General features: G+C 49.0%; 23 protein-coding genes. 2 read left to right on the top strand and 21 right to left on the bottom strand.

What is annotated here, in order from left to right:
* Positions 1–2 precede the first annotated feature (2 nt).
* The 15 genes from NKT06_RS06285 to NKT06_RS06215 form a co-directional block, all read right to left on the bottom strand.
* Positions 3–506 carry a hypothetical protein gene (locus tag NKT06_RS06285; RefSeq protein WP_253431446.1) on the bottom strand — a complete coding sequence of 168 codons (504 nt, stop codon included), beginning with the start codon at positions 504–506 and terminating at the stop codon, positions 3–5.
* Positions 506–814: a hypothetical protein gene (locus NKT06_RS06280; RefSeq protein WP_253431443.1), complete on the bottom strand. Its 309-nt coding sequence runs from the start codon at positions 812–814 to the stop codon at positions 506–508. Before NKT06_RS06280 ends, NKT06_RS06285 begins: the two co-directional genes overlap by 1 nt.
* Positions 815–1,129: a tail fiber protein gene (locus NKT06_RS06275; protein WP_253431441.1), complete on the bottom strand. Its 315-nt coding sequence runs from the start codon at positions 1,127–1,129 to the stop codon at positions 815–817. It abuts the gene before it with no gap.
* Positions 1,129–1,719 (bottom strand): YmfQ family protein, encoded by a 591-nt coding sequence (locus NKT06_RS06270; RefSeq protein WP_253431438.1) that lies wholly within the window; start codon positions 1,717–1,719, stop codon positions 1,129–1,131. Before NKT06_RS06270 ends, NKT06_RS06275 begins: the two co-directional genes overlap by 1 nt.
* Before the next feature lie 137 nt (positions 1,720–1,856).
* Complete coding sequence (locus NKT06_RS06265; protein WP_253431435.1) at positions 1,857–2,996, bottom strand: baseplate J/gp47 family protein; 1,140 nt, start codon at positions 2,994–2,996, stop codon at positions 1,857–1,859.
* 4 nt (positions 2,997–3,000) lie between these two features.
* Positions 3,001–3,456, bottom strand: a complete 456-nt coding sequence (locus NKT06_RS06260) for a DUF2634 domain-containing protein (RefSeq protein ID WP_253431432.1) — start codon at positions 3,454–3,456, stop codon at positions 3,001–3,003.
* Positions 3,449–3,859, bottom strand: coding sequence for a hypothetical protein (locus NKT06_RS06255; protein ID WP_253431429.1), 411 nt, complete (start codon positions 3,857–3,859; stop codon positions 3,449–3,451). The genes NKT06_RS06260 and NKT06_RS06255 overlap by 8 nt, the downstream gene beginning before the upstream one ends.
* Entirely contained in the window at positions 3,852–4,838 is a 987-nt protein-coding gene (locus tag NKT06_RS06250) for an XkdQ/YqbQ family protein (RefSeq protein WP_253431426.1), read from the bottom strand. The genes NKT06_RS06255 and NKT06_RS06250 overlap by 8 nt, the downstream gene beginning before the upstream one ends.
* Positions 4,835–5,464: a LysM peptidoglycan-binding domain-containing protein gene (locus NKT06_RS06245; protein ID WP_253442419.1), complete on the bottom strand. Its 630-nt coding sequence runs from the start codon at positions 5,462–5,464 to the stop codon at positions 4,835–4,837. Before NKT06_RS06245 ends, NKT06_RS06250 begins: the two co-directional genes overlap by 4 nt.
* A 54-nt stretch (positions 5,465–5,518) precedes the next feature.
* On the bottom strand, positions 5,519–7,270 hold the full coding sequence (locus NKT06_RS06240) for a hypothetical protein (RefSeq protein WP_253431424.1): 1,752 nt from the start codon (positions 7,268–7,270) through the stop codon (positions 5,519–5,521).
* Positions 7,271–7,452: 182 nt separating this feature from the next.
* Positions 7,453–7,887 carry a phage tail assembly chaperone gene (locus NKT06_RS06235; RefSeq protein WP_017690174.1) on the bottom strand — a complete coding sequence of 145 codons (435 nt, stop codon included), beginning with the start codon at positions 7,885–7,887 and terminating at the stop codon, positions 7,453–7,455.
* A 136-nt stretch (positions 7,888–8,023) separates the two neighbouring features.
* Positions 8,024–8,431, bottom strand: a complete 408-nt coding sequence (locus tag NKT06_RS06230; protein ID WP_105600731.1) for a phage tail tube protein — start codon at positions 8,429–8,431, stop codon at positions 8,024–8,026.
* A 244-nt stretch (positions 8,432–8,675) separates the two neighbouring features.
* Positions 8,676–10,139: a phage tail sheath subtilisin-like domain-containing protein gene (locus tag NKT06_RS06225; RefSeq protein WP_253431420.1), complete on the bottom strand. Its 1,464-nt coding sequence runs from the start codon at positions 10,137–10,139 to the stop codon at positions 8,676–8,678.
* On the bottom strand, positions 10,139–10,339 hold the full coding sequence (locus tag NKT06_RS06220) for a YqzN/YkzM domain-containing protein (protein WP_017690177.1): 201 nt from the start codon (positions 10,337–10,339) through the stop codon (positions 10,139–10,141). Before NKT06_RS06220 ends, NKT06_RS06225 begins: the two co-directional genes overlap by 1 nt.
* 399 nt (positions 10,340–10,738) lie before the next feature.
* The gene (locus tag NKT06_RS06215; protein ID WP_253431417.1) at positions 10,739–11,662 is read right to left on the bottom strand and encodes a hypothetical protein; all 924 of its coding nucleotides are present in this window, start codon (positions 11,660–11,662) and stop codon (positions 10,739–10,741) included.
* A 438-nt stretch (positions 11,663–12,100) separates the two neighbouring features.
* On the opposite strand from NKT06_RS06215, the gene NKT06_RS06210 reads away from it, so the two are divergent.
* Positions 12,101–12,445, top strand: coding sequence for a YfjL-like protein (locus NKT06_RS06210; protein WP_253431414.1), 345 nt, complete (start codon positions 12,101–12,103; stop codon positions 12,443–12,445).
* A gap of 4 nt (positions 12,446–12,449) precedes the next feature.
* Here the strand turns inward: NKT06_RS06210 and NKT06_RS06205 are convergent, their stop codons facing one another.
* Entirely contained in the window at positions 12,450–14,300 is a 1,851-nt protein-coding gene (locus tag NKT06_RS06205; RefSeq protein ID WP_253431411.1) for a DUF4127 family protein, read from the bottom strand.
* 345 nt (positions 14,301–14,645) lie between these two features.
* Between NKT06_RS06205 and NKT06_RS06200 the strand changes: the two genes are divergently transcribed.
* Positions 14,646–15,128 (top strand): hypothetical protein, encoded by a 483-nt coding sequence (locus NKT06_RS06200; RefSeq protein ID WP_253431408.1) that lies wholly within the window; start codon positions 14,646–14,648, stop codon positions 15,126–15,128.
* A gap of 95 nt (positions 15,129–15,223) precedes the next feature.
* On the opposite strand, the gene NKT06_RS06195 is transcribed toward NKT06_RS06200, so the two are convergent.
* The 5 genes from NKT06_RS06195 to NKT06_RS06175 all read right to left on the bottom strand — a co-directional run bounded on the left by NKT06_RS06195 (position 15,224) and on the right by NKT06_RS06175 (position 19,107).
* Positions 15,224–16,183, bottom strand: a complete 960-nt coding sequence (locus NKT06_RS06195; protein WP_253431405.1) for a hypothetical protein — start codon at positions 16,181–16,183, stop codon at positions 15,224–15,226.
* Between the two features lie 296 nt (positions 16,184–16,479).
* Positions 16,480–17,115 (bottom strand): VOC family protein, encoded by a 636-nt coding sequence (locus NKT06_RS06190; RefSeq protein ID WP_253431402.1) that lies wholly within the window; start codon positions 17,113–17,115, stop codon positions 16,480–16,482.
* Positions 17,112–17,573 (bottom strand): VOC family protein, encoded by a 462-nt coding sequence (locus NKT06_RS06185; RefSeq protein ID WP_253431399.1) that lies wholly within the window; start codon positions 17,571–17,573, stop codon positions 17,112–17,114. The genes NKT06_RS06190 and NKT06_RS06185 overlap by 4 nt, the downstream gene beginning before the upstream one ends.
* A 30-nt stretch (positions 17,574–17,603) precedes the next feature.
* On the bottom strand, positions 17,604–18,179 hold the full coding sequence (locus NKT06_RS06180; RefSeq protein ID WP_253431396.1) for an NADPH-dependent FMN reductase: 576 nt from the start codon (positions 18,177–18,179) through the stop codon (positions 17,604–17,606).
* A gap of 193 nt (positions 18,180–18,372) precedes the next feature.
* A complete protein-coding gene (locus NKT06_RS06175) occupies positions 18,373–19,107 on the bottom strand; it encodes a response regulator (RefSeq protein WP_253431390.1) in 735 nt (244 codons plus the stop codon).
* Positions 19,108–19,121 lie beyond the last annotated feature (14 nt).

Genomic DNA, 19,121 nt, shown 5'->3' with positions numbered 1-19,121 from the left:
CCTTATGATATACCCCCACGAGCATCAATATAAATGGTATTGTTAACACCGCCTGATTCAAAAAATCTAAACGTCTTTACAGATGCGTCATAATAGAATGAAATATAGTTTCCTAATTTCTGGTTGAATGCTTTCCTATAATAATCAGCACCACTATACCCATCTGCACGCATGCTGACAGCAACTATTTCACTGATACCAACTGGCAATGGCAAATCAACCATAGAATTTCCGGGTATGTAAATACTAGTGCTAGTATTATTAAATACATAATTAGCACTACTAGGCTGAACATTAAAAGACGGATAGATACCAGCGGGAAAATTCTGGACTACCTTGGAAGGAGTGATAGAGTTTGTTTTATGTTCAGCCAAAGTACCAGTTACGTTACCAGTATCCGTCTTTGCCGTTTTTCCCTCTCTGATGTCACCAGCTACAGCATTACCAGACATTCCTTCTCCATCCAACCTAAAATTATACAATGAGTAACTATCCAAGGTAGGCATTAAATATCAACCTCTCGTCCGCTAATATAATATGTTATATTTTGAGCAGAGCTAAAGGCAGAAATTGTCTCACCTGGCTCAATTATATGATCTATAAAGGGGATCGTCAGAGTGTCTCTCCCCTTTATAGCATGTTGATACATAAATAAAGTTCCTGCGAGAAATAAGGTTACTGTGGTCTCTGAAGTTGACGTATTACACAAAGATAATGCTTTTACAAAGACTCTTTTTCCAGATGGAACAGTATATAAAGGCTCAACTGTTGTTATTAATGCACCTTTACTTAATCTTTTTGCTATATCTGCCATTTATAAAGCCCCCCATCTGTTATTTAGATCCTTATATGCCATAATTTGCGAAATAACATCACTAACCGCCTTCTCCGTAGCAGCTACCGTCTCAGACGTGCCATCCGTCTTGCTCGACAACTGCACCTTCCCTTTCTGCGTCAAAGACGCATCGGGAATATCCATCTTGCTCACCGCTTCACGAAGCACATCCAAATCCGCTTGCGTTGCAACGCCTGCGTCAATCTTTTCAAAAATCTTGTTAATACTCTCTCGGGTCACATTCTCGTTCCCCAAGGGAAGAGGTAATTTCAGTCGATCTGTTTCTTTTGGCATTACGCCCACACCTCCAGTTCATTCCACGTCAGGGACGCGGCGTCCAGTTCATCCCAGGTCATTTGTTTGTCATCCAGATCGTCCCAGATCAGATAGCGATACTCATATTCCACGGTCATATGGGCCGGTTTCAATTCTTCAATCGCCCGTTTGAGATCATCGATATTGGGCGGGATGCCCATCGTATCCACAAAGCTCACCTTAAAACTCCACGCTTCCGGTTGAAAAGTTACATCCACTTTGCCCCCGGCGTAAGCCTCAGCTACATTTGCAACCAGCCTGCCAGAGAATTTCCCAGCACCACGCAGCTTCGATTCCACTACCGCACGCCGCTGCTCTACAGGTTTGAAACGATCTGTCTCAATGCCAAGCTCCTGTTCCCAGAAGTCCAACCCCCACGTCGCTGTACGGACAAAAAACTGTTCCAACGTCTCATCTAACGCCTGATACAACAGATCCATCTCGGTGCCCTTAGCCTGCATATCGGCCTGCATGACACGTGAAGTCTCATAATACCTTGGCAAATACGAGAACAACTCCCGCCCTTTCTCACTCGTCAATCCAACATCTACAATAGAAGGAGCACTCATGCCCTGTCCCCTCCCTTCCTTGCACATCATCCTGGAGCGTCTCGCTCACCAGCTTCAATCCGGATCCGCGTACTTCTCCCGATTTTCCTTGGTCTCCGCACTCCCCAATTACTTCCTCATGCACCATCTGCCCAACACTACTCATGCACATCCACCGTCCCCAGCACGGCCACCTGACTGGCGGTCATCTCGATATTCTGGTCACTCACACCGTTCACGGTAAGCTCCGAATAGTCGATAATCGGCGGAATATCCAGCAGAATCGCGGCAATGCGGGTGTAACGAACGAGTGGATCGGCAAAAGCCAACTGTTTCAAATACGCGGTCACCCCGCGTTCGATTAATGCTCGGACATCCGCCAGTGTCGCATCACTCGCCAGCGTCAGCTTTACCTCAATGTTCATGGGCACTTCCTCTGCTGGCATGACCGATACCACCGGGCCCGCCGGTGCAACGCCTTCCCCCTGTCCATCCTGCGTAGGATCTACGTACTTCTGCACGGCCGCCACCAGATCGGTGCCCGCAGCACGTTTGTCCGTGTCCAGCAGATATAATCCCACCGTGCCAGGCCCTTGCCATAACGGAATAACACGCGTTGCACCAACACCTGGCACTTCACTGGCCCATTGAACATATTGCGATTTGTTGCCGCTTGTCCCTTGGTTGCGGACTTTGGCATAAAAACGTTCCAGCAGCGCCGTATCTGCCTCAACATCCGCACCGCCTTTAATCACCTCAACGTTCGTGACTGAAGTCACACCAATTACAGGTGTAGACAGCACCGTTACCGTGCCCGCAGGCACATTGCTCTCTTTTCCGGCAACAAGTGCTCTCACACCTACCACCCCGAAGCCCTCTGCATCCAGTTCCAAACGTCCCACTGTCTCATATTCGAGCGAAGCTTCAGCAGATACTTCATCCGCGAGTGTAGCCACAACCGTACCCGCAGGAATCACCTTGCCCGGCGTACCCACGAATCTAACCGAACCTTGTGCAACTACCGCAGCTCGCCGTGTGATGCCGTGCTCTCCCGCCCGCAGATCCAGCTCTTCCGAACGAAAATTCGGATCACTGCTCGCAGCCGTACTTGCAAACCCGCGCCGCAGTAATTCCTGCGCCCACAACGCCGCCTCAGACAGCATAAACGCAACCGGAGCCTCCGCATCCCACAGGAACGAACCCTCCGACTTATCCAGATCCGCGGGCAGACGATCCAGCATGCGCTGCATAATCTGTTCCTCCGTCTGGTCCTCCAAATAACGCGGAATCTCAGCCATCCCGTCAGATCACCTCACTTTCCAGAATAAACATCTCTTCCTGCACACTCGCCACCCGGCACGAGAATATGCACTGCTCCCGATCCCAATCGAACGTAAACTGGTCTACCGAATCCGTGCGTGGATCAGCCAGCAACGTCTCCGTCACCATCCGGGTAATCTCACTTTCCATCACACCACGACTGTCACCCTGCCCCACCAAATCCTCCAGCTCCGAACCATAGTTCCGGGAGTAAATCACATGTCTGTATCTTGGTGTTTTCACCGCCTTAATGCACCACTGCACCCAGGCTTCATGTCCACCAGCCGAGGCTACTTTGCCACTCGGGGTCAGCACAAAGTCCCCTTCATCGTAATCGAATCGCCAGCTCCGTCCAAAGCGTACCTCTTCCGAAGCCGCCCCCGACAGGTCCTCCTCATCTCCCCAGACCACACCCGTTTCCGGGAACAAACTAGGCATGCGCACTCACCACCTTACACAGCACCACAATGTCGTTACCGCCATTCACCCGCATCGCCAGTACGCGATCTCCCGCCTTCAATCCTTTACCAAGAGACCACACCGCTTCTTCCACTTCCTCTTCTTGCAAAAGAAACCGTCCCGTGCCCGTCGTTCCGCCGTTTGCCACGTCAGGTATTCCGGAGATCGCGCCAACAGCCTCGCGCTCCGGCAGTCCAAGCGTGCCCGGCAACTCGGCCACGAGGTAATCCTGTACTTCGTGCTTGAAATCATCCAGTTTCACACCGGATGAAGTCATCGTACCCAATACCGCGCCCAGCCCGCTCACGGCCTGACGAGAATGGGTGCTCATCGCGCCCCGCATGACGTCGGCAAAATGCCCATACGGATCATCTTTATTCAAGGTAATACCTCCTTTTCACCAGCTCAGCCGTCCCCAGCTCTAACGTCATCGTTCCAGGTCCGGCAGACAGATCACGGCTGACCGACATGACGATTAGCTTCAGTCCCTTCAACAACACTGCGTCCCCGGCGCGAATCTTATTTACATCCGGTGCGGAGATCGTAAAGGTCTCCTGAATCCCCGTCAGATGACTTTTCGCCAGTTTCTTCGCCGCGGTTGTCGATTTCACCTGATCGTCCTCGATCAGCTTTTGCAAAGTGCCCAGTTCTTCCACACCATTCTGCTCAATCGCGAGCACTTTGGAAGGAACTTCTTTGCCATTGCCAGACTCCGACGCTGCCATCACTTTCACCTTCGTGACCGCTCCTTCGAGCGTACGCATCTGGGTCAGATCAATCAGTCGATCCAGCTCATACACCTTCGCATTACTTCCGACCTGAAAGAGTTGCAACCCGCCGGGTGTCATCCGTGGATGGTACATCTCCCCGCCGGCCTTCGCCGTTTCCTTCAGATCGGCAAACATCATCGAAAAAATCGTCTGTGATCGATACACGGCTTTGCCCAGCTTGGTCTTGGTTTCCGGCAGTGCAGCGTATGGAATCTTCCACTCTTTGGCGTAGGTTTTAAGTCGCTGCGTAGCAGTCTGGTCCTTCGGCAGCAGGAACTCGTCCTCTGATTTTTCCAGATAGATCATCCGGTCGTATACCGTGAGAGACAGCCGCTTGGTGCCGCTGTTCGAGCTTTCCACCTCCCAGATGACCGCAGGATGTAACAAGTGAACCATTGATTTTTCGCCAAAAGGAACCCCGCTAATCCGCACCGCCATGCCGGGTGAAATCGAAGGCAGACCCGAAGATGCAGACACCGCCAGTCGGATGTTGGCCTGATACGCAATCTGGTCGAGCGAGTCCTTCAGCGTAATGGTCTCCACCAGCTTGGTGATGTCATATTTGTCGTCGACAATGACCTTGTAGGTCATGGCATCACCAGCTTTTGCCCGGGTTTGATCCGGTTCGGATCAGTGCCGATGATCTTCTTGTTGAGCTTATAGATCTCGTTCCATTTGGAACTGCTGCCCAGCTCAAGCTTTGCTATTTTGGACAGAGAGTCACCGGATTTGACGGTGTAGGTCTTGCTAGACTTTTTCAAATCCGTACGAGAACCTGACTTGCTCCCAGATGCCGCAGAGCCGACCTTCTCCACCTTGGAATCCCGCCATGTGCGCAGGGTCAGGTCGAAGTAAATATCTCCGCTCTCGCCGCCCCGGAAGGTCGTATTGTGCGAGATCAGATATACCGGCACATTCACCCCCGTGTTGGTGATGATGAAGCGCAGCGGCTTTTTCGATATCAAAAACGTATTCAGCATATTCATCGCTGCCCGCGGATCAGGCAAATCTTCGTACATGCAATAGGACGCATCATACTCTTTGGGAAAAAAAGAAGAGAAGGTGATCTCCTTCACCTTCTCCCCCTGTGCAAAATCAAACTCGCCATGCTCCAGCATATTAATCGTTTCGTACCCTTTGGAACGTGAGATCGTCAATTCTTCCGGTTTCACTGGAAATTGAAACTGCGTTTTCCCATCGATCAGGGTAAATTCCATTCGGATCTCTTCCACTTTATCTTCAAATACAGACATACACGGCCTCCTTTCTACTTAGGCCATAATCGTTTTTCGGTTTTCCATCGCACGACGCACTTCCGCTACAATACGTTGTCCAACTTGACGTGATAGCCCAGCGTAGTCAATGGCATTTTCACGAACGGTCACCTGCACCGCACCTGGGGGAACATTCACCGCAATCTGATTGGTAGTTTCAGTTTTGAAATCCTTCAAGTAACCGGACAAACTACTCATCTGGTCTTCGGATATTTGTACCGTCATCGTGGACGATTTTCCACTCGTCTGCGCACCGTTACCAAGCGCCATCGCTTGGCTCTGCATCATGCTTGTTCCCATGAATCCAGCAGATGTAGGCTGACCGACTTTGCTGTTCATATAAGCCGTTGGGCCTGTCATGGTCAGTGCCGGTGGCATATAGGCAGGTGCCATCTGCGGGCCTGTTGCAACTGGAGACGGTGCAGCCACCGTTGCTGCCGAGACAGTCTTTTCTTCTTTTTTAGAACCAAACCCAAAGAAGCCGGATATGCCATCGGTGATTTTTTTTGTTTTCTCAGAGACATAATCGGCTGCACCCGACAAAGCATCCCCTACACCCTCGGTAGCACTAGACATAAAGTTTCCAATATCCTTCGCTTTATCTCCAATCCAGCCGCCTGCTGCACTTCCAGCCCAACCACCTACTGCACCACCAACCCATGTCCCGATGCCAGGCAAAAGAACGCTACCGATGGCGCTACCAATCGCAGTACCTGCTGTACCGCCAATCATCGAACCCACCGCTCGGCCACGCTCTTCCGGAGGTGCTGTCGCTACATTCGCTACATCAGCAAGCATGCTGATGGGTCCAAGCAACCTTTTTGCTCCTTTGGCAAAGCCACTACTTAAATTATCCATCAATCCATTACCAGCCAGCATGTCGGTTAAAGATCCCAATCCACCATCCGCAAATCCTAATCTACCGCTTCCTCGTATTCTTCTACCGCCTCCCCTATTACGATTGCGATCGGCCGGAGGAGTCGGAGTATCAGGTACAGGATTGGGTACTGGTGATGGGCCCCGGTTCGAACGATTACTAGACCTTCTACCACTTCGGTAATTTCGTCTTCCACGATCTGATCCACCACCATCCGCATTCGGTGAACGAACTCTACGGTTTTTGCCCATCTTTCCACCTGTGCAACAGCAGCATTTGGATGCTGGACTTCTGGTTGGATCAGATGCAGGACTTTCTTCTTTTTTCTTTTTGAACAAATTTATAAATTTACCAACTTTTTCAATGATGTTATCAATTGCATCGTTAATATTGTTAATGATTTCAGCTACACCAGAAACTTTTTCCCAAAAGCCTTTTGTTTCTTCTTCCTTCGTAGCATTAGTGATATTTTTATTATTTTGAATCACGACAGCCATAGTTGGACCCGAAGCCCCTCCTTTACCCATCGCCACTTCGATCTTCTGTCGAACCTCAAGCGATACTGTTCCCGAAGCCGTAACCATCTGGTCCCTGAAACTGTTCAGTTTCGCCCATGCGCGATCCAGTGCCGGACTCAGCTTATCAATCAACCCAATCGTTGGTGTGATTCGCAGCCTGCTGATTCGCACAGCCATACTATAAATATGCTCCAACCTGCGTCCGGTCGTTCTCAGTTCACTGTTCACCTTGATCAGACTCTGATAACGAACTCTGCCCAGACGTTCGGTTGAGCGTTGGATCTGATCCAGATAACGAAGGGTTGTCCGCATTTCCGCATTAGATTTAGACAAACCTACAATCATTTCTGCCATTTTTTCACCTCCTGGCTTATATTGTCATCGATTCATTTGTGAGGTGATCGCTGACATTTCCTCTTCTGAAAATGCAATCAACAGCGAGCGCTCCCCGCGTGGCAAAGACCAGAACTCTCCGGGCCGGAGATGATGACGCACCCACATGTGATACAGGAACGTGGTCATCCCGCCGGAGTGAATCAGTTTTTTAGGTCTTCAATCTCCACACCGAAGCCGGACAGCTCCAGCACTTTATCACCTACGGCATCCAGTTCACCTGCAAGCAGCATACGGCGAACCGCTTGTTCTCCACCAGACAGCTTCATCCGGCCGGTAATGCGTGTGTCTCCCCAGCCGGACAATTCCAGGCTGCGGACTTTTAATTTCACGGTTGCTTCCGAAATGAGCAACGCATTAAATGTTTCGGTATCCACCTTTTCTTCGGTGCGGCCTTTGGTCGTTTTTCGAATCGTACAGCGCTCACGAATGTGATCCACTTTGGAGGATGTCAGTCCACGCAAGGTCAACAGCAGATCCAGACGCTGAATCCGCACATTCTCCTCTGGCAAACGTTCTGCTGCTTCAAACAACTGATCCAAAATCTGTTCTTCCGACATATTTTCATTCATACTCATTGGGCGTTATCTCCTTCTTGTTTCACGAATGGGTTCATCTATGCCATCTTCCAAGCCTTGTAGAGACAACAAAGAGACCGAGATCATCTCGGCCCGCAATGAGCAAACCAGCTCAAACACGTGTCTATTTCAAAACTTAGTTCGCCACAATTGGATTCAGCAACTCAAATCCTTCAAACGTAAAGCCCGTTTCCTCCGGTACTTCCTCACCCGCTGTCCAGTTGGCAAGCTGGATTTTGTCCACCATGCAACCTTTCAGCAAAACACTCTCATGTCCATACGATTCAGGGTCGTTCAACTTCGAAATAATTTCGAATTTCGTGAAGCCGCGCAGAATCATATCCGAAGTGACCTTGTAGCCCGTCATCGTGCCGGTTCCTTTTTTTGCACCATTCTTGTGCACCTTCCAGTCGTTTCCGACCAGATTCAGCTCACGCTTTTCAATCTCCACACTCGCTTCCAGCTTGTTAATGTTTGTCTGCCACACACCATCGATATGCAGCTGACCATGGGTACCGAGAATTACTCTTGACGCATCCAACATATATTTTCCTCCTTGGGTTCGTTGAACTAATAAATATTACACGGTATAACTCCGCAGTCAGAACAATCTTCCGATCGCTGTTATCCCCAGATTTTTTTGATTCCTTTTCATAAAGGGAAAATCCGGGGATAAAGGCGAGCGCTTTTCTTCTTCAGAGTTTTTCTGCCCTCTCCGTTTTCGTGTAAACCATCAGCTCAACGTGTAGTAATTATTCTAGAAAACAGTTCTTTCCTTCCACACAACCTTATTGCACGTAAAATGTACCAAACAACTGCTCCATCACATCCGTCAGCTTCACATTCCATTGCAGGAATACTTGATCCGCTTCCGGTTTGAGAACTGGCGCAGCACCATAGTACGCCGGGTCAAGAATGACATCATAACCGTCAGCTTCAATCACATTGCTCTGTGCGAGCAACGCCAAATAGGCCTTCATGGCACTAATCAGTGCCTGACGACCCTCTTCGGTATTGTTTACTTTACCGATATACGTATCTTCCGCGGAGCGTTGCAAATCCGTGTTGATCGCGTCCAAAACACGAATGGAACGGATTTTTTTCCACGCATTATTCTGTCCAGCGGCTGGGGTTACAAGTGTGTTTACACCGCGAAGTGCTTTCACCTGACGACCATCATGGAAGAAAATAAATACGCCATTCTGTACTGCCTGCTCCTGTTCTGCACGCGTCCAGCGACGTGTCACATCATGGAACGGCGTAGCTGCATAGGTTGTGGATTGGTTTAGACGTTGTCCGGCGATCAGACCTGCAACATAGGCGGACGTTTCCGCCGAGCTGTAGAATGCATCTCCAAGGCGAACGCCTGTACCGACATTAATCACACCTTCATGGTTCAGTGCAAGCGAACGTGCTGCTGCCTTTTGCGCTGCTGTAGCAGAGGTATCATCTGCTACGGAACCGCCAAATACAGCCATCACCGGCTTGCCTTCACCACGCACACGCTTCACCCATGCCGCAAAACTCGCAAGCAGAGGTGCATCAGCCACCTGATCCAAAGCCAAGACGTCGAATTGCTCCCCTTCCAGCGCACCCTGTACAGCAATGTATTCCGCATTGGTTAGGTCATCATTGCCACTTACGCCGCCTTTGAATGCCGCACCCGCAACAGTCGCAACTACACCTGCACCATCACCAATCGCCTGCGCCGTTACCCAGACATTTTGTTCATCCGTGTTAATCTCTTTTGCCAGAGAAGCTGCTGAAATATCCGCTGTCAGGAGCGCATACAACATCCGATTGCCTTCAAAGAGGCGCACTTCATGTTTCGTATTATCAATCACACCCGGTTGGATGGTGACGTAGAACCCATTTGCACGATCCCCCGGATACTTCGCATCCAGTTGCAGCACATTGGCATCACTGCTGTCCTTCAAGGTAAGCGTAGCTGCTTTGGCCGCTGCACTTGCTACCCGATAAGCGAGCAACTTCTTCGGCCCACCCAACAGGGCGAGCTTCAAGGACGTATACGCCGTACCGTTATCCAGAACATTCGCCGCATAAATACGTTCAATCGCCGCTTCGCTTCCTACCTCAACAAAAGTCCCTACCGGACCCCAGTTGGCCTTGATTGGCACAACGACCGTCCCCCGCGTACCTGCTTGAATGGCCGAGGATGCTGCCGCCTGAAAATTCATATATAAGCCCGGAAGGACCGGACGATTCGTTTGCTCCCAAGTTCCACCTGCCATTATCCCTTCACCTTCGCTTTCATAAATTGGTTAATTCGTTCTTGCGTTTCTTCAATGGAAAACGTCTCTTGCGCCGCTTCGTACAGCGCACCGTACAGCACCTCTGCCTTAACGGCAAAGAGGGCTTCTGCATGATTCATCAGTTCTGCCCGTGTATACCGCGGGGCTGTCTGTTTGCTTTTTTTCACTGAGCTTGCCATGGCCATCTCACCTCATTGTTGGACTACTAATTTCGTGAATCGTTGATCTTTAAGCTAAATCTATGAATTTTTGATCCTATGAACCTATGAATTTGAAGCTATAATGTTGAAGCTACCTCTATCATCTTAAAGCTATAATCTGGAACCACCCTTAAAAGTGCATGTTCAAAAAGATCGGTTTTCAGTACCGAGAAGATGGGATGAAGTTAGAAATGGAGTAGCAGAGCGTAGGGAAAACTACGTGAGCAACTACATGTTTCCGAAGGAAACAATCATCGTAAGCATATGCTTTTTCGGCTGAATTCCATATTCGATGCTGATGATGCCGTTAGGCATCCTTTGTAATCAAAAGCGGGCTTTTTGAACAACCTCTAATAGAAGGTTCCTCTCGACTAACGTTTACTCCATACCTTTGCTATGGTGAATCTCACGGATGAAGGGCACATTCGTACCTGGACGACGAATCCGATGTTGCAGAGTCAGACGAATCTGACCATTCAGGTACGCATCCGCCTGCAGATCTGCGGTGACCTCATCCACCGTCACATACCGTGTTTTACCTTCGTACTCTTCGCCACCCGTTTCAGTGATGGCAAGACGAGATTGCACTGCAAGTTGCTCTACCAACCGGGTAACGGTCTGGCGTGTTAGTACCGAATGATCGGTGAGCACATGCCCAATCCACTGTTGTCGAACCTCCAATGCCGAAGTGCCCGCCACAGACGTGCTGCATCCGGCCAATCGCCATAATACAGACGGCGTATCGTATCCACCGGGCCAGACATCCCCATATACCGACCAGTCCGAGCCAATTTCCTGCTGTGTCCAGTTTTGAAGCGCAGCTAACCATCCATCTCCTGTTTCAGTGAGAGAAGGATCTGAGTCTTCGGGAATATACACCCCAAACCGCAGACTGCGCGTAATCATGCCAGACCCGGCATCCACCCGATCACTATCTGAAGAACCCAGATAGATACATGTGAATGCCACACCTGCTTCATCCACCAGCCTTACCTGGTGCAACCCATTGATTAGAAGGGCTGACCAAGCTTCCACTTGTTCAGCACCACCATCTTCCGGACGAGCGTATGGTGAGATTTTAATAATCCGTCGATATCCCGCCCAGGCAGACTTCGGCACCTCTTCGGCAAACGCAACCACGGCACAAGGCCCGGCCAACACTTCGCCTGACGCTGGTACATCCAGCACACGACCGTCCCACTCTGGAACAAGGACCGCGAGCTTCTGTTTTAGCGTTTTTTTAATGAGCGTACTCATTTTACCGGTGCTCATGATCGTGCTAATCTCATTGTTCATAGACACATTCATTTCGCCCCCTTTGGCTGCAAGTTTGAGATCTGCCCACACCGTGCAGCGACAATGCAGTAGCAGTAGACTCCCCCTTTGAACTCAGAGTCTGTATTCCGATCGAACCAGTACCGGGACTAATTCACCGCATCAAAAAGACCGGCCACCTGGCCGGTCTGTACATTAGCGTATGTGCTTTCGGTGTGTCCCTTGCTATTGATTCGATAATACAATCTTACACCCTTTCATCCCTAGCGCGGATGGTGTTCCGTACGACTTCGGTGCGATTAAGGGAGTCGTTCGGGTGGAAAAAAGACGATTCTGGAATCATCCTTAAAAGGATACCTAAGTAAGCATTAAAACCAAGATCAATGAATTGATAAATTTATCCAAATATATTAATATTTTATTATCAAATTCATAGTCGCTTACGTAAAAGAAGGAGAAATACCTATGAGTAAAACATTCAAGCTCACTTCACTTGTCATCTTAGCATTTATACTCGGGATATCCTGTTGGGCTTACTTCGGACTGCTTGGTAATCCGCTCAAGAAAAATGATGCTGAACAACAGGTAACCACTTACCTGATTGAACAGAAAGGTTACTCACCCGAACAGCTTATCGAAGTACAAGGTACTTACTCCTCAAAAAGTTCTGAAGCACCTTATGGTGCCTCAGTAACATTCGCGGATGAACTCGAAGCGAAGTATCAATATATCATTTTTAACAGTGGCGAGATTAATCAGTACAGTCATACCAGTGATCACCCTAAACACGAGGAGCCCATGGTGAGGTAACAGTTTAGTTCAGCGTAACTTTCGGGTTCAACGTAATCTCAAACGCACGGCCCCAGATGAAATCGGGATTCGCATATTCCAACAGTGCACTAGCATACGTCGCATAAGACAATTCGTCCTCACAGATCTGTTTAATCGCCACATTGCCTGTCTGGAAGGCTGTTTTATTCGCAAGCGCCGTGGTATACGTCTGCATCAGATCACGGAGCAATGTTTGCAGATGGGCATAGTCTTCCTCCGAGTTGAACAGCAACATATTCTGATCCGAAAGGGTAGCCACGTTGGTATACAACGCATGGGCTCGGGAATATGTGCGGATCTCTGCAATCGCTACCGCTTTGTAGTAATAATCCTTCAGGAAACGCTTAAACAACAGTGAGCCATGCGCGTTCATCGCTTCTCGCAATTTGTGCTCATGCTTCTCTGTTGTAATTAACGCGAACCTGGACTGCCCCATGCCAACAGCAATACCGATCTTGTTGCCCGGTGTATTCCACGCACTGTAACCCAGCACCCGTCCGGTATATGGACTGCTCAGCAACGCTTCAGCCACATCGACATTGGCTGGTCCTTTCCCCACAAAATCAATCAATATCGTAGGCAGACCTTGCTCCCCATTCAGCGTCAACTGCTCCAACGCAGCCTGCACCTGATCCAGAGCGGTAATCGCAATAATCTCGATGTCGATGCCTGTATTCTCTCCGGAATTTCCTGGGTGACCCTTCGTCATACGGTCCAGTTCGGAGGCCATGTCAAATGGAACAACTTGCTCGGCTGTTACAGCCACCAGCTGTTCATTTTCCACACTAGCCATCGGATTCGGCACCACCTCCGGTTCAGGATATGCCGAATCGGCCACAAGCACACCGCCCACAATATCCACGTGACGAACCACATTCTCGTGTACATCCATGTATTCATACGTGTTAATGATGGTATTTCCGTGAGGTCCAAAATATTTTACTGCGTAACGTGTCTTCGCCCCGCCTCGGAATAGCTGGTTAGCCATGCGAGCAACCAAAGCGTGTCCCAGACCATCCGCATCCGGCAGAATGATGGCACGATCCGGATTTTGTCCATTGGTTCCACCCAGCCATTCATTGATCCGCGCTTCCACATAGTTAATTTCATTAATCTGAACACCCTGCGTGTTGGCATCGTCGACACCAACGGCGAGGAAATCGATATAACCTGTGCGGGCCAGTTGATCTAAAATGTACAGATTTGTTTTGAATTTATGCTGTCTTGTATTGTAATACTGTTCTTTATCAAAATAGGTTGTTGTCCCATACTCCACTCCATCCGGAGAAAGGTTATAACCTTGAATGATATCCTCAAAATCAGTGTACGCCTGACGCGGTTGCTGCATCAACGCACGGGACTCATTATATGCATCCAGCGCCAAGCCATCTGCAAACGAAGTTGTAGCCAAACGCATGATGGTATCCATTACGAATACAGGTTTGCGTGGATATTTCTGCTTGATCACGCGGATCACATCCAGCAAACGCGTGGTTTCCTCATCGTACTCTGGATAGGAACCTCCCCCATCCTCGCGAAGCTGACGACTGCCAATCAGACCGCCATAGGCGAGCATATCAGATGAGATAATGAATCCATCAACTTTGGCAGCATGTTTCAGAATAAAGTCATAAATATTGGACGGTTTGCCATACACCGGCGTGGAGGTGCCGAGCAGCGTTGTGCCATCTACGGTTTTCTCCGAGTCCAGACGATTCTTAAGATCACTCAGGTTCGGTGTAACGATATGGATACCGGCTGCTTTCCCTTGCACAATCACATCATCCAGATTCGCTGGACGATCATCCAGTGGAACATACAATACTGTTTTCATATCACGTAGCCTCCTGTTATCTATTTAGTCTTATTACCCGATCAGGGCAAGGATGCAATCACCGAATTAAAAAACCGTCCCCATGGCCGGTCTGTACTTTAGCGTATGAGCTGTCAGTGTTGTCTGCCTTGCGGCTGATCCGATAATACCATCTTACCGCCTTTGCCCACTTATGCTGATGGTATTCGGGATGAATTACGCCTGAATGTAGTCGTCTCTATGGCGGTTAAATGCAGATTTTTCGAGAGAAACTCCTATCGATAATCCAACCAAACCCATCCTGATGATGTTTATATGACATAAGTAGCTTTCAAATCCTACGAACAATAAAGGATGGATACGACCATGAAGAAAAGGTATTTCTTCTATCTTTGGATTGCTGTCACCAGTTATATGGCGGGCCCTGCTATGTATGCATTGGCGATGTACATCTTATATCAGGAAACAGATGTTGTAACAACATCTCTCATTGGATGGACCGCGGCAACATTCTTATCCGTTGGTATCCTGTTTATCCTGATCACAGTCATCATGCTACGAGTGTTCAACATCTATTATTTCTGGCTGCAAACCCTGCTCTTCGAGTTGTTTTTCCTTGCCCTCGTCTATATGACCACTGTTCTTCTTGGGGTTGGCAACAGAGGACTGCCCAAGCTGTCCTTTCTATTTACGCCCGAAGGCATCTCCTTATGGATTTTCTGGGGGAGTATTGCACTTATGAGTTCCTGGGGAATATGGACGGCTCGTCAGCCCGTACGAAAGTCACCATACATGCTGGTGTCCAGAGTCATGCTGATCCTTTTTATCCTTGAAATTTGGCCCCGTTAGAAAGGTACAGGATGACCACAATTCGGTAGACCAGAATAATGCCTACAAGGGGTGTCCGTCATGACGGACACCCCTTCTGAAATGTATGTTTTATCTCACGCGATGATATAACGAAAGTTCTCCCATGTTTCCGGTACGGGCTCCCCGTTCTTGGCATGATGATAGAAGCTGAACGGGAATTTGAATACATGACCTCCGTACCAGTCACGCGAACGTCTATCGGTGAGCCAGTATTCCAGTTCATGAGGGAGCGCAACCGATCGTTCCGCCCGTTCTAGTGGCAGCAGATCTACGGGTGATTGCAATGTCGGCATCGCCTGTTCAATATCCACATCTCGGCTTAAGCGTAATGCCTTCACCATGGTAAGGAAAGGCGGAATGCCTTTGTAGAATAATGCCGGATAACCCAGTTCATATAATATGTTAAGCGCATGTCCATAGGTCAACATATGACCAATCAGGTCATGATGCGCTTCCGCATGATAGATGGTCTGGAACGCACCAAGTTCATCCAGAATCAGGCGTGACAACTGAACTGGATCCTCGATCTCGGGGAATCCATCAGTTTTTTCCGGCTTCAGACTACGAATTTCTTTCATCGTTGTATTCATCCAGGATCTTCCCGGGATGGTTCGATCGAATGAATCGATCAGTTCAACCAGCCGACCAATCTCATCCGCAGTGCCCCATCCATCCAGTTCGCGAATGGCTTTCAGACTGATTGCTCCGTAGATGGCCTGGTGTCCCACCCAGTGCAGCTCTCCAATTGTTCGATCCAATGCGTCCGTAATACGGGCTTCGGCATCTTCCCTGGGCATCATTTCACCAATCGGAGAGGTCTGATCAGGGCTGATCCCATGCTGGCGAAGCATGGCTTTTGCTTCGGCGGTAACACTGCCGGCGGCAAGGGCAGTGAGACGATTTTCCCGCACCCAAAAATATGCCGCAATCGCACCCGCCCCATAATGGGCGTGCCATAGATCTCCTGTACGCTCCCGACTGGAAACGATAATCGATAGTCCCTCTTCCAACAAACGTCGATCCAAGCTTGCCACCACCCTTCATCATCTGTAAGCCTGACAGAACAACCTTCCTACTCACTGTTATCCTCAGATTTTTTTCGATTCCCTTGCCTAAGGAAAATCCGGTGATACATGTGAGATTATGCTTACGAAGTAGCTTTCTTTCAGAAAGCTTTTAGCTTCCCTTTTGCAGGTTTTTTTCTGTCCTCTCCGTTATCGTCGTGTAAATTTAGTTCAACTTATATATCCTTATTAATAAATAAAGCGTTTACTTCTATAACATGATGGAATTGCTCGACATATGCCCGTTTTGCACCTGAATGCAAAGTTTAGCCAATTCGAAGCTTGCCCACGCCATGGATGGATACTTCCAGCGGATAGATCTGTGCTTTTTGTGTAGAGAAAAACCACGTCCGCTCCTTCTTCACCACAATAAATAAACCGTGTACATCTCCTACAGGAGCAAAGGTTTCACTAACCTCACCCCAGCGCGTGAGTCCCATCTGCTGAAGCTCATTCACCGTAGACAGAACATCATCCGACACCAGTCCAACCTCACACACCTGTACAATGTCTTTAGTGGAGAAGTCATGCGCGCTCTCGTTCTGAATACGATGATGAGCGATCAGCTCGATAATATTGCCTGCCGGATCTTCAAAATAGAGAGAGTGGGAATCCCAATTGGTGGAGTACGTCTCATCCCGACCCTCATCCCTGCTTAAGGTTACACGCGATGTAGCCCAACGCTTAGCTTGCTTGAATTGATTCGTCGGAATCATCCAGGCCACATGATAGAAGGGCTCATGCTCCGTCTCACACTGTTTGAATATCATCCTAGTCGATCCAACCTGCAGGCGGAAGGCCTGATCCGTCGCGTTGGACACCTCCATGCCTAACGTACCACTATAAAAATGCTTGAGCTCCTCCAGCCGATTTGTATATAACTGTACTTCTTCGATAATCATACGCTTTGCCTCTGTATCTTCTCCCACTCACTCCATGGCACCATGCCAAGTTCAGGCTTCGCTTCATCCGGGAGCATGGCGATGAATTCAAGCGAATGACCATCTGGATCAGTAAAATACACAGATACCGCAGGCATCCAGCCAAAGACGTACAGTTCACCGATATCATCATTCAGGAAGTTGTATGTCTGGATCCCTTTGTTCTCCAAGTGAGCCACCGCATGTTTCATATCCTCGAGAGATACATGAAAAGCAAAGTGCTGACGCTGCACCTCGGAAGGTTCCTTTTGCCACAATCCCAACATGGCATTGCCTTTTCCGCCTATCCAGTAGAAGGAGCTTCCGCGTTCTTTCTGCTCATAGGCATGGGGTAAACCCAAGACCGTTTCATAGAAATGATGGGATCTCTCCAGATCCGTCACGTTTAGATGTGTTTCAAATATGCCTTTAATCATCATGCTCAACCTCTTTCTTTTCCTTTCTTTTTCTTAACTCATGGAAGCATTCCGCGCATTCGTTAACGTCTGGGCCAGATTCAAAAACGATCCAATAACCCGCTTCACCCGGTCCTCTATATCCTGACTGCCTTCGTACTCTTCGTATCCGTCAAAGGTCGCTTCGAATCGTCTGCGCTGAGCACCCCCAATGGAGATCCACTCTTGGGCATTGATACCATGCAGATTGCGAACAATCGCTTGCAGTTGTAAAAGCGAACTTACCCCCACTGCTCCCCCAGAGGAGCTGATGGACAGGACGGGCTTGCCGCTGAAATGAGCCTGACTCAGGTGATCCAGTGCATTTTTGAGCACACCACTTATACTGCCATGATACTCTGGTGTAGACAGGATGATCGCATCTGCCGCGAGCATTCGCGTGTTCAGGTCTGACAGATGTTCGTGATCCGCCTGCTTTTCATCAGGTGCGTAGAATGGGAGCGGTGACGTATACAGATCAAACAGGCTAGCCTGATGTCCCTGACCCCGAATAATCTCCACCGCATACTCTCCCAATCGTGTACTGGTTGCATTATTCCGATTACTGCCTGCCAAAATAACGATATTCATCCATGTCACTCTCCTTGGTTTATTTATTGTTTCAGACTTTCACGTTCCTTCAACCGATCCGTCTTTGGCTATCTTTATCTTACCTTTCTTCCGCAGCCAATTCGTCAGCAGATAGACTTAACTTGAAATACCAAAAAACTCAACCTTTAGGTTGAGTTTATACGACTTAAGTATGAACATATGTCGGAATTGGTCAGATGACCCAGCCGTTTCTTACGGCGTGAAGCGCCGCTTGCGTCCGATCCGCCAGACCCAGTTTGTCGAGCAGATGACTGACATGGGTTTTGACCGTTTTTTCGGTAATGACCAATTGAACCGCAATTTCCTTGTTGCTAAGCCCTTGAGCAATCAGTCCCAAGACCTCTTGTTCACGGCGAGTGAGCATATCCGGACCACCAGGAGATGTCTCCGTTGGTTTCTCCACCTGCTTCAACTCTTGAAGTTGACTGTCTGCTGACTGATCTGCCGTTATATGCGTTGATAACTGTCCGCTCATCGACCAATCGGATGAAGCCATCACATGCATCAATTGACCTGCGGCGGCAGGATGTAATTCCACCTGACCCGCATGCACATTGCGAATGGCCACAGCCAGGTCCTCTGGTTCAATATCCTTGAGCAGATATCCTTTCACTCCAGCGCGCACAGCAGGAACCACATGATCCTGATCGGAAAACGAGGTGAGCACAATGATTCTCGTTGCTGGCATTAGTGTGCGCAACCGTCTGGCTGTTTCGATTCCATCCATGACCGGCATATGCAGATCCATTAATACCACGTCAGGTTTTAACGCTTCCGCTTGCGCCAGTGCTTCCTGCCCGTTCGATGCTTCACCAACAACCTCCATGTCTTGCTGTGTGGTCAAAAAAACATGCAGTCCTCGCCTCACCATCGCATGATCATCTGCGAGCAAAATCGTAATCGGCATCTCTTCTCCCCCCT

The sequence above is a fragment of the Paenibacillus sp. 1781tsa1 genome, assembly GCF_024159265.1.
In the GTDB taxonomy this organism is placed as follows: Bacteria; Bacillota; Bacilli; order Paenibacillales; family Paenibacillaceae; genus Paenibacillus.
Note: the sequence above shows the minus strand (reverse complement) of the source record. Positions and strands in the feature narration are given on the sequence as shown.